Genomic DNA, 15,670 nt, shown 5'->3' on the forward strand with positions numbered 1-15,670 from the left:
GTTGAGCAAACTAAATAAGCCTGTTGGTGTGCCCGACAGGCTTTTTTTTATCAAGAAAATAGCCATTTTTTTAAGATTAGATTTGTTATCATCGTTTATTCTCGTGTTATTAATATACAAAGGATTTTTACGACGTTTATGGACGACAATCGCTTATTTCTCAAGGCGCGCTTTGCTCGCTTCACGCAGAGTATATGGACCGTTATTTTCGGGACTTTATTAGTACGCACCACCTATTTTATGGCGTGGCCTTTTCTGATTGTTTTTTTGTATCGAGACTATCAAGCGAGTGCGGTGACGATCGGCGGAATGCTCGCCTTTTCTGCGATGTTGGGCTGTACGGCGGGGTTTTACATTGGCTATTTGTCCGATCTCTTTGGGCGTCGCACCATTATGTTGATAGGTGCCGCTTTAGCCTGTGTGGCATATGGTGGCATTGGGCTTGCGGATCATATCTGGTTATTCTACGTTTTGATTGCTGCCGCCGGTTTAACGCGCCCCATGCTTGAAGAAGTTGCCAAATCGGTGATTAGCGACCAGTTGACCAATAAAAAGGATCGTGAGCTGGCGTTAAACCTTCGTTATTTTACGATTAATTTGGGTGGAACACTGGGCCCTTTAATCGGTATAACACTCGGATTATCACAACCACAAAGTTTGTTTCTATTCACCGGGTTTAGCTACATCCTTTATGGCTGTGCTTTATTGATGGTGCTCAATAAAGGTAAAGTGCATGCTCAGCATGATGAAGCCCAATTGCCGCATTTTGCGGCGGCGTTTGCTGTGATTAGCAAAGACCGCTTATTCATGATCTTGCTACTGGCCAATCTGTTACTGATGTTTGTTTACGCGCAAGTTGAAAGTTCGTTACCCCAGGTTATTGTTCGTTCAGGTTTGGATGGGGCCGCGGAAATAGTCTCGAGCTTAGTATTGGTCAATACCATTACTTGTATTTTGTTCCAATTTCCATTGCTGAGATTATTAGAGCCTCTGTCGTTATTTATGCGTGCAAAAATCGGCATTGTGTTGTTCTTAATCTCGCAAATTGGTTTTGTGTTTACCACCAAAGATTGGCCACAAGGTTGGTATGTTTGTTCATTTTTACTCAGTGTCGGCGAGGTTATTGTATTCCCAACGTTGGGCGTGCAGCTGGATAGATTAGCGCCTGAACATTTGCGTGGTAGTTATTATGGTGCGATGGGGTTATCGGGTTTTGGATTTGCAATAGCCCCTTTGCTTGGCGGACTGATGATTGACATGGGTGGTTCAAGCTGGCTCTATTCGCTGTGTGTGCTGCTGTGTATATTGGTCGTGGCACTGTATCATCGGGCACAAAGACATGACGATGTCGTCGCTCGGCAAATGGCGTAGCGAGCACGCAAAGCGGTGATAATACGGAGCGGGGTATCTTTGCTCCGTATATCGTCAGACAGCGTTAGCGTAGGAAGCGTTTGGCGACGCGCGGCGCCACTTTAATGACAAGCTCGTAGGGAATGGTGCCAATAGCCTTCGCGACTTCCTCTATCGGTAATTGATTCCCCCAAAATTCGACACAATCGCCCACACAATCTTGCGATTTAGCCCCTAAATCGACCGTAATCATATCCATAGACACTCGCCCCACTACCGGGACACGGCGTCCGTTAATCATAACGGGGGTTCCGGCCGGCGCACAGCGCGGATAACCATCGCCATAACCAAGTGCCACGACGCCAATATGAGTGTCTTGTTGAGCGGTCCAAGTATGTCCGTAGCCAAGAGATTCTTTTGCTTGATGAGGACGTACTGCAATCAATGTTGATTGTAGAGTCATCACTGGGCATAAACCATGCTCTTGACCAATGTGGTTGTCGGAAGGAGAAATCCCATAAAGCGCGATACCACCGCGACAGTAATCAAAGTCTTTATCTTGCCAAAATAATAAGCCAGCAGAGTTCGCGAGATTTTTAGGTCCGGGATAGGCGTGCGTGGCCTTTTTGAATACACTGATTTGTTGTTCCGTTGCCACTGAATCCACATCATCGGCTAAAAAGAAATGACTCATGAACCCGATATCGCCGGCTACCTTACCTGTCGCTTGGATAGCCTGCACATAGCTATCGACTTCCGTCGGCATTACCCCGATACGATGCATGCCTGTATCGATTTTCAGCCACACGGTCATTGGGGTACTCAATGATGTTTGCTGAAAATCACGTAATGTTTCAGGGCTATGAATGGTGGTCTGCAGCGCCAGTTCAGACGCTGTTTTTAAATCTTCTTGGCAAAAGCAGCCTTCAAGTAATTGGATAGGCTGAGTGATACCAGCATCTCGCAATGCGACGGCTTCTTCAATACGTGCGACCGCAAAGGCATCCGCTTGAGGTAGCGCTCGTGCGACTTCTATTGCGTTATGCCCGTACGCATCACCTTTGATCACTGCAACTAACTTTTGGTTTTGGCATTGAGCCTTTAAGTTGTTGTAGTTGTGTTGTAACGCTGCTAAATCAACGATAGCTTGTGCTGTGATCATGTATGTTCCTTAGTTGAACAACGCTCCCACCGTAGTGGGAGCTCAACAGTTTTAATGACTTTTTGATTTTACCTAGTTATCAGAGTTGGTTGATGAACTGAAGTATGATTTGGTGAGTTTCACGACGACGGGACTCAATACTGCGAGTGCAATCAGGTTTGGAATGGCCATCATTGCGTTAAGTGTGTCACCTAATAACCAGACAAAGTCTAAAGACATGGTAGCGCCAATGGGCAGTGCCACAACAAAAATAATCCGAAATGGCAGTAAAGCTTTTGGACCAAACAAGAAGGTAGCGCAGCGTTCACCATATACAGACCAACCGACAATAGTCGTAAAGGCAAAAATAGCGAGTGCGACTGCAACAATATATCCACCGACACCGGGTAAGATTTGATCAAAGGCTGCAGAGGTTAATGCAGCACCTGACTCGCCGCTGGTCCATTGACCTGAGATAATGATAACTAAACCGGTAATGGTACAGATCAAAATTGTGTCAATAAACGTACCCAGCATGGCGACCATACCTTGGCGAACCGGATCATTAGTATGCGCACTGGCGTGAGCGATAGGCGCTGAACCTAACCCTGCTTCATTTGAGAATACACCACGTGCGACACCAAAACGAATGGCCATCCATACGGTAGCGCCCGCAAAGCCACCTTGAGCTGAACTTGGGGTAAAGGCTTCAGTAATTACCATGCTTAGCGCCGGTAAAATACCATCTAAGTTCATAAGTAGGATAATCACCCCACCAACCACATAAACTAGCGCCATGACAGGAACTAAAGCGCCCGCAAATGCACCAATACGCTTAATACCACCAATGATCACGGCGCCCGCGAGAACCATAACCACTAAGCCAACGATTAAAGGAGAAAACGCAAAGTTGGTTTCTAACACTTGGGCTATCGAGTTAATTTGTACGCCGTTACCAATACCAAAACAGGCGACAGTGCCGAATAAAGCAAACAACGAACCTAACCAAGCCCATTTTTCACCCATACCATTCTTGATGTAGTACATCGGGCCGCCGACAAACTCACCACTTTTGTCTTTTTCACGAAAATGAACGGCCAGTACGGCTTCTGCGTATTTGGTTGCCATACCGAGTAAAGCGGTCATCCACATCCAAAAGAGGGCGCCTGGGCCGCCAATAAATACCGCCGTAGCGACACCTGCAATATTACCCGTCCCCACTGTGGCTGACATTGCGGTCATCAATGCTTGAAAAGGCGGAATTTCACCCTGTCCATCAGCGCTATTTTGTCGGCCTTGCCATAAAAGTTTAAAAGCTCGTCCAATATTGAACATGGGCATAAACTTTAAGCCAAAGTTTAAATAAATTCCCACACCGAGAATCAAGACCAGCATAGGGACTCCCCACACCACGCCGTTGATTGCTGCTACAAACGCTTGAATTGTTTCCATCCTTATCCCTTTTCCATATTGTTGATTGTTATGCAATTGCTTATCTTAACTATAGCCATTATTGCAAGTTATAGACCATAAATGTAGTGAAACGTCTAAAACAAACTGTTAGCTATAGGAGTGTCTTATTAGTACCTTAATTAGTGTGATGGAGAAACCATTACTCATGCCAAAACGATAATCTTATGCCTTTATTTGTTTTTTATACTAATTTATCGCATTAAATTAGCATATTGTATTGTTTTTTAGGAAGAGGAGCGGACGGTGATGATAGAGACAATGATGAATAGCCGAGTTGTGTACTTATGCATTTATAATAATTTTTGATTCAACATCTACTTTTTAAGCGCACAAAACATGATCATTTGCACCAACGTGGTGTTTTAACGATGTGGTTGAGGTCACGAAAAACATAACAATGGATAAATAAAAGTATAACAGTGATGCAAATTGATATTTTTTGCACTTAAAGTGAGAGTGAATTCTAAATTTTAAGGTTTAACGATGAGAGTGATCCTCTGCCATTTGTGATATAAAAAGAAGAATATTCCATATCAATACGTGAGTCTATTTAGAATTTTTGTCTGCTTTTTTATATTATGATTAGTGCTAAATACTAATTATGATTAAATGATTAGCGCATAACGCTAGTGGGCGGGTTGGAGGTAGGTCGAGTGGTGATGCTAAGAACCGCGTTATGTATTATCTGCTCCTGTTAATAGGCGAAAAAATAACACTTTTCTATTATTAATCTGTCACGTATTTTGCACTGGTAGGTAACAAAACGACAATACGAATGACCAGTGGTACTGGTGACTCAGGGAGAGAAAAAATGGAACTTAAACAACCGTATTTATTATTTTTAGGCGATGCCGCCGATCCACTAGCGGCCAAAGTTGCTCAAGGTATTACCACTTGGCGACCTGACTCGTGTCTAGGTCAACTGCGTTTACCCGCGTGTAACGCTGATGTCGGTTTAGACGATCTGACCATTGAACAAGCGGCTCAGCAGGGCGCGAAAACGTTAGTCATTGGTGTTGCAAACCGAGGTGGGATCATCTCTCAAGATTGGATTAGCGTATTAATTGATGCTCTAGAAGCGGGAATGGATATTGCTGCTGGGTTACACAATCGCTTGAACGATATTCCCCAGTTAGTCGAATGTGCTAAGCGCTGTAATCAAGAGTTGTTTGATGTACGTTTTCCTACTCAAGTGTATCCGGTCGCTAATGGCAAAAAACGTACCGGTAAACGAATCCTGACGGTAGGTACCGATTGTTCTGTGGGTAAAATGTACACGTCACTCGCTATCGAACATGAATTAAAGCAACGCGGCGTCGCGGCGGATTTTCGCGCAACAGGGCAAACGGGTATTTTGATTACTGGCGCGGGAGTCAGTGCAGATGCGGTTGTTTCTGACTTTATCGCGGGTGCGATTGAAACGATTTCTCCTGATAATGCCGCGGAGTATTGGGACGTGATTGAAGGTCAGGGATCGTTATTCCATGCGTCTTTTGCAGGTGTAACCACTGGATTAATTCATGGCGCGCAAGCGGATGCATTAGTGTTATGCCATGAGCCGACTCGTGAACATATGCGTGGCCTACCTGATTATAAACTGCCAGACCTGAGTTTGTGTATTCAACGTAACCTTGAAACGGCGAGTTTAACTAATCCGAATGTTAAGTTTGTTGGAGTTTCTATCAATACCTCGGCAATGGAAGAAGCGCAAGCATTGGCTTATATGGCGCAAGTTGAAATAGATCTTGGTCTGCCAGTGGTTGATCCGTTCCGTCAAGGTATTGGCCGTGTCGTCGACCGCCTATTGGAGTGCTAATGAAGGTTTCAGTCTATAAAAAAAGTTGGCCGATTCGAGGTCACTTTACCATTTCTCGGGGGTCAAAAACACAAGCAGATACCTTGATTGTCCAGCTTGAGCAAGATGGAGCCATCGGACGCGGAGAATGCGTTCCTTATGCACGTTATGATGAGTCGATCGAGAGTGTTGAAAAACAAATCCACGTTGTGACGGCCGCGCTTGAGAGTGGGCTATCACGAGAGTCGTTGCAGGATCTATTACCGTCCGGCGCAGCGCGAAATGCGATTGACTGTGCAATGTGGGATCTGGAATGCAAATTGAACCATCAGACTATTTGGGAGAGAGCTCATCACTCGGCAAGCTCTGTCGTTACCGCATTTACTCTGTCCTTAGACACTCCAGAAAAGATGGAAGCGGCGGCAAAAGAGAATGCACAGCGTCCTTTATTGAAGTTAAAACTGGGTGGTGCCGGCGATTTGGCACGCGTTCAAGCGGTACGTCATGGCGCACCTAATGCTCGGATTATCTTAGATGCTAATGAAGCGTGGACCCGGGAAGACTATCAATTACTGGTCCCTGAGTTGGTAAAACTCGATGTTGATATGATAGAGCAGCCTTTCCCTGCTGGTGATGATGCTCTTCTCGAGACGTTAGAGCGACCGATTCCTATCTGTGCTGATGAATCTTGTCACGACCGCAGTAGTCTGCCTCAACTCACGAATCGCTACGATATGATCAATATAAAAACCGATAAAACGGGCGGTTTAACCGAGGCATTAGCACTAAAAAAAGCCGCTTTAGCAGCGGGCTTTGAGGTGATGGTTGGATGCATGCTGTCATCGTCCTTAAGTATGGCTCCCGCGTTTGTAGTCGCACAAGATGTGGCAGTCGTTGATCTCGATGGGCCATTGTTATTAAGCGAAGATATCGAACATGGCTTTACGTTTGAAGATAACGTCATGCTACCATTTACACCACAATTATGGGGTTAGAAACGATGGAACGTACTGTTTATTTAAATGGCAAGTTTTTGCCTGAATCACAAGCAAATATATCGATTTTTGATCGGGGATTTTTATTTGCCGATGCTGTGTATGAAGTGACCTCAGTCTTGCAAAGCAAGCTCATTGACAATTTGGGGCATTTTCATCGTCTTGAGCGTTCATGCCGTGAATTGAATTTAACGCTTCCTCTGAGCTATCAAGAGTTGACCGACATTCAACATACCTTGATCGAAAAAAATCAACTGCACGAGGGGGGGATCTATCTGCAATTAACTCGAGGTGATGAGGGCGATCGTGATTTTACCTACCATGACGGAGTGCCGCCGACAATAGTGCTATTTACCCAAGAACGTAACTTGGTGAATAGCCCTAAAGCCAAAAAAGGGATTAAAGTAATCTCGTACGCAGATATGCGTTGGCGACGCCGTGATATAAAAACGACGAACTTATTGCCAGCATGCATGGCAAAGCATGCTGCACATGCTGCCGGTGCCGATGATGTATGGCTGATAGAAAATGGTTATGTCACAGAAGGTGGCTCAAATAATGCCTATATTGTCACGCAAGACGATAAGATTGTAACGCGCCCACTGAGTAACGATATTTTACATGGTATTACTCGCGCCTCGCTTATGAAGCTGGCCCAAGAGTTTGATATTGAGATAGAAGAACGTCATTTCACCATCGACGAAGCCTATGCAGCTAAAGAAGCCTTCATTAGTTCGGCAACCACCTTTGTGTGGCCGGTCGTGGCGATCGATGATAAACCGATTGGTGATGGTCAACCAGGCCTCATCGCGTTAAAACTGCGTGAGATTTATATTAACGCCGCTCTAGCCGCGGCGGAATAATCAATAAGCCCTCCATTATGGAGGGCTTATTTGTTTAAGCTTATGTTCGCACAAGCTCTAGAACGGGCATGGAGCTGATTATTCTTTTAATTATCATCGTATTGAGATGATGCATCTTGATATTGTTGTTGCGGATCCGGCTCAGGTTGTACTGAATTGTGCATCATTAATGTTCGTGTTGGGAAAGCAATATCGGCTTCATTATCGTGAATAATATCAATGACTTTCAGTAATACATCTTGCTTGACCTCATGATAGCGATTCCAATTGACGGTTTTCGTAAAGGTGTACACGAAGAAATCCAAAGAACTCGGTCCAAATGAATTAAAGTTAACGATCATCGTTTGGTCACTATCAATCTCGTCGTGTTCTTTTAGCATTTCTTTTATTTGTTCAATAATATCTGGAATTTTATCGCTGTCTTGATAACGTAGGCCAATCGTTTCGTAGATGCGACGATTGAGCATTCGCGAGGGAGTTTCCACTACGATGTTACTGAAGACTGAGTTCGGTACATACAATGGGCGCTTATCAAAGGTGCGAATGACCGTCATACGACCACCAATACGCTCAACAGTCCCTTCAATTTCTCGCTCAGGTGAACGAATCCATTCGCCGACTTTAAACGGACGGTCGAAGTAAATCATCATGCCACCAAAAAAATTCGATAGTAGGTCTTTGGCCGCTAAACCGACAATCAAACCACCAACACCACCAAAGGTTAATAAGCCCGATAGACTTAATCCAAAGGCTTGCATGAATGATAATAGGCCGATGGTCACAAAGAATAAACGAGCTACTTTTGCTACCGCTTGTACTGTGGTTTCGTCATATTTACGATTCTGTAAGCATTGGTGTTCGATTTCCGTCACTAAGCGAACTAGAATCCATATAAATATCGCGATTAACATCAGCGGCTTTAATGTTGGTAGCCAATCAAAGTGTGATTCATCATGCTCTTCGAGAATAAGGCCAATCGAAATGGTGGCAGGCCAACACCAAATCAACGTACTGATTGGAGTCTTGAGGGCGCGCAGTAACAAGTCATCCCAATAGGTTTTGGTTTTCTCTGATATGCTAACCAACCGTGCATAGATAAACCGCCACAGTCCCCAAGCGATCAAGCTCGCCACTGTGATAAATATGACGCTGTTATCTAAATTTTTAAAATGGGACGATGTTTGTAACATGTGAAGAAAGTCGTTCATACTACTCATCAATTGATTGCTGAATTCATTGCAAAAATATCAGAAATAGAATGAGTTCTCTACTGCTTAACACTCATGTTGGCAAGGAAATGCGAGACTGCTATAAACTCGTCGACATCTAGCAGTGAGTAAGATAGACAACTGACTCAGAGTGTTGCTTAATAGCGATATTGTTTAAATGATGATGAGCCGTGTTCGTTCATCCTATACAGGTATGTAGAAATCAATGAAAACAGAAGATAAACAATTTGCGGTGGTTGGGTTAGGGCGTTTCGGGCTGTCAGTTTGTCAGGAACTTGTTGATTCAGGAGCACAAGTTTTAGCGGTCGATGTTGATGAAGAAAAAGTTCAAGAAGCGTCTAGTATCGCTACGCAAGCCATTATTGCTAATTGTACTCATGAAGAAACCGTCGCCGAACTCAAACTCAATGACTACGATATGGTTATGGTTTCTATTGGCGAAAACGTCAATGCCTCAATGCTGGCAACTTTGGTCATTAAAGAGCATGGCGCGAAATCGGTATGGGTGAAAGCGAACGATCGTGCACATGTGAAAATTCTACAGAAAATTGGTGCTGATCATATCATTATGCCGGAACGAGATATGGGCGTGCGTGTCGCAAGGCAAATGCTTGATCGGCGTGTGGTTGAATTCCATGAACTTGGTAGCGGGTGGGCGATGACTGAAATTGTCATTGGTGGTAAATGGCTCGGGCACACCATTGCAGAGTTACCTTTTACGGGGGAAGAGAGTGTTTCCGTCTTGGCATTTCGGCGTGGTCCTGAATTACGCCCATCACCCAGTATTGATATTGCGCTCGAAATTGGTGACATGTTAGTCGTTGTTGGGCATAAAGAGATCCTGATGAAGAGATTAAAAGCCCTATGAAGTTAAAGCGCCCGCGCCAAGGGTTATTTATTTCCTATTCTCAGTTGAAAGGGAAAAAGCACCGAAAAAAGCATAGTAACGAACCGCGTATCATCTTTATGAGTTTTGTCGCGGTATTATTCCCTGCAGCGTTACTGCTGATGTTGCCTGTTTTTTCCAAAACTGGATTGAGTTTATTAGATGCGCTATTTACCGCGACCTCCGCGATTAGTGTAACGGGCTTAGGTGTGGTTGATACCGGCACACACTTTACACGAGCTGGCCAGTCTTTATTGCTAATACTGATGCAAATTGGTGGGTTGGGGCAGATGACCTTATCCGCCGTATTGTTGTACCTATTTGGTGTACGTTTAAGTTTGCAACAACAAGCCCTTGCAAAAGAAGCATTAGGACAAAATAACGACATTAACCTACGTTCATTAGTCAAAAAAATCATCATATTTGCGTTAGTGGCTGAATGTATTGGTTGGGGTTTATTGGCGTTTCGCTGGGTACCGGAAAAAGGCTGGAGTGATGGATTATTTTACGCATTATTTCACGCGGTATCTGCATTTAATAATGCCGGGTTTTCTCTGTTTTCCAACAGTTTGACCAGCTACGTTGGTGATCCGTTAGTCATAATGACGTTGTCGATTTTATTTATATTGGGCGGCTTAGGTTTTACCGTGATTGGTGATGTTTGGTCGAACGGCTGGAAGGGGTGGGCGCGGTTGCATTTACATAGTAAAATTATGCTCACGGCGACGCCGGTTCTCCTCGCGTTTGGTACGGTAATGTTTTGGCTACTTGAACATAATAATACCGCAACGTTGGGGAGCTTATCTCCTGCATCCCAATGGTTAGCTGCATTTTTCCAATCGGCGAGTGCGCGCACAGCTGGCTTTAATAGTGTCAATATCGGCCAATTTACTCATTCAGCGATGCTGATCATGATTTTTTTAATGTTAATTGGCGCAGGCGCAACCTCTACTGGCGGCGGGATAAAAGTATCAACGTTTATGGTCGCTCTTCTAGCAACCTGGAGCTTTTTACGCCAACGTTCAAGTGTTGTCTTGTTTAAACGGTCGATTAGCTGGCCGACAGTGACGAAAGCACTCGCGATTATTATCGTCAGTGGCGTGATATTAATGATGTCGATGTTCTTGCTATTAATCACTGAAAAAGCCACATTTGAGCAGGTGGTATTTGAAACGATTTCGGCGTTTGCCACTGTCGGCCTGTCATCTGGGCTAACGGCTCACCTTTCAGAGCCGGGCAAAATGATTTTGATTGTCGTGATGATTGTCGGTCGAATAGGGCCATTAACGCTTGCTTATATGTTAGCTCGCGCGGAGCCGACCTTGCTAAAATACCCAGAAGAGAATGTACTCACAGGTTAATCTTTTTGAAAATACTCTGATAGGTTAAGGCGTTGTTGTTGAGTAGAACTGCTTCCAGTCGCAGCTTTGTATTCATCAACAAAACCTTCTTTAACAAACATTTTGCTCGTAGAGTTTGGTGTAATGAGTTTTAGTTTTGGTACATTATGTAGAGTGATTCGTTCATATTGAGTGACCCCCTCTCCAGTTTTAATGGTGATAAGAGTGCCATCAAATTTAAATTTTGTACTGATCAAACGATTATTTTGGTAAACGCCTCTGTCGGATAGCGTCATGACTTCTGTGTCATAACTGGGTACGCCGATTTCTATCCATTTACCATAGACCTGTTTGGGATTAATGTAGTCTTGATAGCTGCTATAGCCATAACAACCAAATAGTATTCCAATAATGCTTAATAGTGTTAGTGCAACTGACTTGAAAATAACCTCATTATTTAACAATTTTTCGATAATGGTCTTTTTCACAGGCCGCTCTCTGTCATGGTATCTTATGTATGCATTGATAAGGAAGATGAAATCACACTCGGATGTGACGAGCGTTTACTATTTTAAACGCGTCCCCTTATGCGTATCATCAGTTTTTATGGTTATGTTTACCATAAAATCTATTAATGAGTGTAGACAAAATAGAATGATTGTCAGTAATTGCTATGTGACAGCCACAAAATAAAAAAGCCGCGTAGTCAAAAACCACGCGGCAGAAACGAAGTACAACAGGCATGGATAAGTCGTACTGGTTTCAAAGGCAGTATTACTCGGTTTACACGAAGGTTAGTAAGTTTCAAATACTCCGTTGTTAAAGTCTTCTATCGTTTGCTGAATTTCTTCAATGCTATTCATCACAAAAGGACCGTAGTGAACGACAGGCTCATTGAGAGGCTCGCCGCTAAGCAGTAAGCTACCCACATTTGATTGAGCAGTCAGGGTGACAGTATCGCCTTCATTCAATATGGCGAGTTCACCACTGTGTATTTCAGTGCCACTCACGACAAGCGTACCAGCATAAACATACAACATAGTGTTGTGATTGCTTGGCACGGTTAGCGTGATAGTTTGTGAAGGGTCTGCCCGCCAATCAGCAAGAATAGTTTCAACTGCTATTTCTTGTAGTGGCCCACTAAGTACTTGCTCATCTGCCGTAATATTTCCCGCCAATACACGCAAGAGCCCCACTTTATCATTAGTAAACTCTGTCATGACTTCTGGCTGAAAATCATGGTATTTGGCCGGTTTCATCTTGTCTTTGGCTGGCTGGTTGATCCAAATTTGGAAACCATGCAATTGCCCATCAGTCATGATTGGCATTTCACTGTGAATGACACCTCGCCCAGCTGCCATCCATTGTGCGCCGCCATCGCGTAGCTCACCAACATTTCCCAAATGGTCACGATGTTGGAAATGTCCTGTCATCATGTAAGTGAACGTTTCGATACCACGGTGAGGGTGTGGGGGAAAGCCACCGATATAATCACGGCTTTCATCTGATTTTAATTCATCGAGCATGAGAAACGGTGACGTTGCAGCGTTGTTGAATGCAGCAATACGTTGAATTTTGACGCCATCACCATCAGAGGTTGGTTGAGATGGGATACGTTGTTTCACAGTTTTAGCGGTTGCCATAGATGATCTCCTCACTTTGTAAACGCAGTGTAACCAACGCGTAAACAAAAGATGAGTAGAATCTCTTGAGAAAGTCGTTTGAAAAATTTGAACATCTTTCGCTAATGCGTTTCTTGGTCAATACAAAAGAATGGGGGTATCAACCACACTCTGACAACAACCTATTCCCTACTCGTTGCCAAACTCGACTCTCATCCAATGGCGTAGAGATAGAATTTTTTCCTCGGTCAGGCGCTCATGGGCACATACAAAGTAAAAACCTTGAGTGGGATGCAAAACAGGGTGGCCGAGCAGTGTCAGGATACCCTGCTGAATATCATCTTTGACAAACAATCGGTGCGTGACGAGCAAGCCAAGTTGCCGGTAGGTTGCTTGGACTGCTTGTGCCGAGCTCGCAAAGGTTAAATGGTCGGAAAAGGTTGGGACGGGGACCTTATGCTGTTTACACCATTGCGCCCAATCATTCGCGCGATGTGCATTGGTCGCCGCGATCACCGGATATTGTTGCAGGAGTGTTGAGACCGCTTGCGTTTCTTGGCAGAGGTTGGGATGGCACACTAGGACGAGTTCATCGTCCGCCAATTTTTCACAATAGTAGTTCTGCCATTCGGAAGGAATGCCATGTATTAAGGCGACATCCACTCCTTCTTCTTCCAGAGAAAACTGGCCAACTAAGTTCGACGTTCGCACATCAATTTGAGGAGCATACGCTTGAAATTCGGGTACTTTGGGAATCCACCACTGCATGGCGAGTGAATTAATCATATTCAAAGTGATGCGTTTGGAATCGCTTGGGGTTCGTAGCGCTTCTGTCGCATGTACTATTTGCTCTAACGGTGGCGCGACCGCTTTGTAGTAGCGTTGACCTGCGGCATTAAGCTCGACTCGTCGGCCGATTCGATGAAACAGCGGTTGGTCCACTAAAGTCTCAAGAGACTTAATAGCTTGACTCACAGCTGAGTGGCTAATGTTTAACGCCGCAGCCGCTTGGGTCATACTGCCGGTTTCAGCGACCGCAACAAAGGAATACAGTGCTTTTAGTGGAGGAAATCGTCTCATAGTTAAGTTTTTCTTACAGGTTTAGTTAGTTTAACTCGTTATTTTTCTGTGTAATGAATCGTTATCATAGCGCCTAGTTGCTAAGGAGTCATTATGCTGAAGTCTGTTTATTCGGTTATTTTCATGTTGTTTTCGACCTTTTGCTTATCTTTATCTGGTTTGCTTTGTAAACTGGTCAGTGATGAGTATTCACCAGAATCCCTTACATTTGTTCGTTATCTGATCCCGATCGTTATACTAGGTGGATGGATGTTGAAAAAACACATCACGTGGCCTTCAAAATCGGAAAGACGCATGTTATGGATTCGTGGCGCCTGTATGGGAGCTGGACAAATGTGTTTCATGTTTGCGCTACAACATTTATCGCTGGTGGAGTGTGTGGTGTTGTTCAGTACTGGGCCGTTGTTCATTCCAATTATGGAACGTATTGCCTTTAAACGCTTATTACGCTGGGGATCGATCGTCACATTATTGGTGACTTTTGTTGGCGTGATCCTACTTTCTGGCGGTATCAGCCAATTTCATTGGGATTGGGCCTTGGGCTTAGGGTTAGCCGCTGGCATCTTCAATGCCGGATCACAAGTCACCTTGTATCAGGTCTCGCAAACTCGCCTTAGCAGTCAGGAGATGAGTTTATGGAGCTTTATCTGCGCAGTCATCATCTTAGCTCCAATGTTAATGATGCTTGATTCATCTAATTTCAATGTCGTCTCGCTTTATGAGTCGCACAGTACTTTGGTTCTTTGGGCATTACTTGGAATTGGCATGTTGGTGGTTGGTACTCAGTTGTTTAGAGCGAAAGCCTATCGTTTGGCATCTTCTGGCTCACAGCTTGCGCCGCTCATCTTCACTAACTTAATTTTCTCGGCTATTTGGCAATTATTGTGGTTCGATGTCAGTTACACCACTCAACAAGCGCTCGGATTAACGGTGATAGTGTTGGCCAACATGGCTCGCTTTGTTCCCACCATTAAACAACAATGGCAGCGTCGCCATGCTCTCGTCTAACTACTCAGACACTACGTTTCTAAACGTGAGATTAATTCTCGGTTCCACTGGCTTTTGTGTTTTTGGCAATGCGTGTTGCCAGTGATGTTGAAGGGAGCCAGCCATGACTAATAATGAGCCGGGTGTGAGCTCTAATTCCATCTTAGATTTACAATGTAAATGTTTAAACACAAAACGGCGTGTACCACCTAGAGACAGTGACGCAATCACTGGATTTATTCCCAGCTCTTTTTCATTGTCTTGATGCCATCCCATAGAGTCTTGCCCATCACGATATAAATTGGCGAAAACGGTATTAAAGCGATGTTCGGCTGCCTGTTCGCACCGTGATTTGAGCTCCAGTAATTCTGAGATCCATGGATTGGGAGGCATGGTCAACCCTGAATAGGTATAAGTCTTATCTCCGTGCCAAGCCTGCAGGCGAGGTTGCATGATGGACTTGCCAAATAATGTGATGGCTTGTTGTTGCCAATCGAGTTGTTTATATAAACGCTCATAGTAATAAGAAGCATCAACACGAGAAAGAAAGTTAGGGATCCATAATAACTCACCGTCTTTAACCTTTAGCCAATCAGGTGAGTCAGCCGCAAATAAGGGAAGTGTCATCGGGTTATCACTTAGCAATCAAATAATAGAGATATAGTGTCAGAGACCCGTCTACTACGCAAAATCAAGCGTTCATCGTTCTCGTCGTGGCTGAAATGGCGCATTTTAAAATTGCAATTAGCAATATAATTGCAAAATGCAAAGATTGTTTATGCCAAATTCTTCTTTAATATGCGATTTTATACTCAAAATGTAGATTTAAAGCGAAAATAACCACTTATAAGAGTTGGCACGCTAAATGCATAATATAAATTGACTCCTTTAAGCCGGGAGTCACCTAGC

General features: G+C 44.1%; 14 protein-coding genes. 7 read left to right on the forward strand and 7 right to left on the reverse strand.

The genetic code is table 11. From position 1 onward, the window contains the following. Positions 1 to 138: 138 nt before the first annotated feature. Complete coding sequence (locus tag OCU30_RS13345) at positions 139 to 1,371, forward strand: MDR family MFS transporter (RefSeq protein WP_077314560.1); 1,233 nt, start codon at positions 139 to 141, stop codon at positions 1,369 to 1,371. A 64-nt stretch (positions 1,372 to 1,435) separates the two neighbouring features. On the opposite strand, the gene alr is transcribed toward OCU30_RS13345, so the two are convergent. Continuing rightward, a complete protein-coding gene (gene alr, locus OCU30_RS13350; RefSeq protein ID WP_077314559.1) occupies positions 1,436 to 2,512 on the reverse strand; it encodes an alanine racemase in 1,077 nt (358 codons plus the stop codon). Positions 2,513 to 2,584: 72 nt separating this feature from the next. Further along, a complete protein-coding gene (locus OCU30_RS13355; protein WP_077314558.1) occupies positions 2,585 to 3,943 on the reverse strand; it encodes an alanine/glycine:cation symporter family protein in 1,359 nt (452 codons plus the stop codon). Positions 3,944 to 4,775: 832 nt separating this feature from the next. Between OCU30_RS13355 and dgcN the strand changes: the two genes are divergently transcribed. From dgcN to OCU30_RS13370, 3 genes are read left to right on the forward strand one after another with little or no spacing between them, the layout of a single operon-like run. Beyond that, a complete protein-coding gene (dgcN, locus tag OCU30_RS13360) occupies positions 4,776 to 5,780 on the forward strand; it encodes an N-acetyltransferase DgcN (RefSeq protein WP_077314557.1) in 1,005 nt (334 codons plus the stop codon). Continuing rightward, positions 5,780 to 6,754, forward strand: coding sequence for an N-acetyl-D-Glu racemase DgcA (gene dgcA / locus OCU30_RS13365; RefSeq protein ID WP_077314556.1), 975 nt, complete (start codon positions 5,780 to 5,782; stop codon positions 6,752 to 6,754). Before dgcN ends, dgcA begins: the two co-directional genes overlap by 1 nt. Positions 6,755 to 6,759: 5 nt before the next feature. Continuing rightward, positions 6,760 to 7,617, forward strand: a complete 858-nt coding sequence (locus OCU30_RS13370; protein ID WP_077315088.1) for a D-amino-acid transaminase — start codon at positions 6,760 to 6,762, stop codon at positions 7,615 to 7,617. Between the two features lie 86 nt (positions 7,618 to 7,703). Here OCU30_RS13370 and OCU30_RS13375 read toward each other — a convergent pair whose 3' ends face one another. Then, positions 7,704 to 8,825, reverse strand: coding sequence for a mechanosensitive ion channel family protein (locus OCU30_RS13375; RefSeq protein ID WP_077314555.1), 1,122 nt, complete (start codon positions 8,823 to 8,825; stop codon positions 7,704 to 7,706). Between the two features lie 226 nt (positions 8,826 to 9,051). On the opposite strand from OCU30_RS13375, the gene OCU30_RS13380 reads away from it, so the two are divergent. After that, a complete protein-coding gene (locus OCU30_RS13380; RefSeq protein ID WP_077314554.1) occupies positions 9,052 to 9,714 on the forward strand; it encodes a potassium channel family protein in 663 nt (220 codons plus the stop codon). Beyond that, positions 9,711 to 11,093, forward strand: coding sequence for a TrkH family potassium uptake protein (locus OCU30_RS13385; RefSeq protein WP_077314553.1), 1,383 nt, complete (start codon positions 9,711 to 9,713; stop codon positions 11,091 to 11,093). Before OCU30_RS13380 ends, OCU30_RS13385 begins: the two co-directional genes overlap by 4 nt. Here OCU30_RS13385 and OCU30_RS13390 read toward each other — a convergent pair. From OCU30_RS13390 to OCU30_RS13400, 3 genes are all read right to left on the reverse strand, one after another. Then, positions 11,090 to 11,560 (reverse strand): DUF2850 domain-containing protein, encoded by a 471-nt coding sequence (locus OCU30_RS13390; protein WP_159439134.1) that lies wholly within the window; start codon positions 11,558 to 11,560, stop codon positions 11,090 to 11,092. The genes OCU30_RS13385 and OCU30_RS13390 overlap by 4 nt on opposite strands. Positions 11,561 to 11,866: 306 nt before the next feature. Then, on the reverse strand, positions 11,867 to 12,715 hold the full coding sequence (locus tag OCU30_RS13395) for a pirin family protein (RefSeq protein WP_077314551.1): 849 nt from the start codon (positions 12,713 to 12,715) through the stop codon (positions 11,867 to 11,869). A gap of 168 nt (positions 12,716 to 12,883) precedes the next feature. Continuing rightward, positions 12,884 to 13,774: a LysR substrate-binding domain-containing protein gene (locus OCU30_RS13400; protein WP_077314550.1), complete on the reverse strand. Its 891-nt coding sequence runs from the start codon at positions 13,772 to 13,774 to the stop codon at positions 12,884 to 12,886. A 93-nt stretch (positions 13,775 to 13,867) separates the two neighbouring features. Between OCU30_RS13400 and OCU30_RS13405 the strand changes: the two genes are divergently transcribed. After that, complete coding sequence (locus tag OCU30_RS13405) at positions 13,868 to 14,782, forward strand: DMT family transporter (RefSeq protein ID WP_077314549.1); 915 nt, start codon at positions 13,868 to 13,870, stop codon at positions 14,780 to 14,782. Here the strand turns inward: OCU30_RS13405 and OCU30_RS13410 are convergent, their stop codons facing one another. Then, entirely contained in the window at positions 14,783 to 15,388 is a 606-nt protein-coding gene (locus OCU30_RS13410; RefSeq protein WP_077314548.1) for an alpha-ketoglutarate-dependent dioxygenase AlkB family protein, read from the reverse strand. Positions 15,389 to 15,670 lie beyond the last annotated feature (282 nt).

Source organism: Vibrio palustris (genome assembly GCF_024346995.1).
GTDB classification, from domain to species: Bacteria; Pseudomonadota; Gammaproteobacteria; order Enterobacterales; family Vibrionaceae; genus Vibrio; species Vibrio palustris.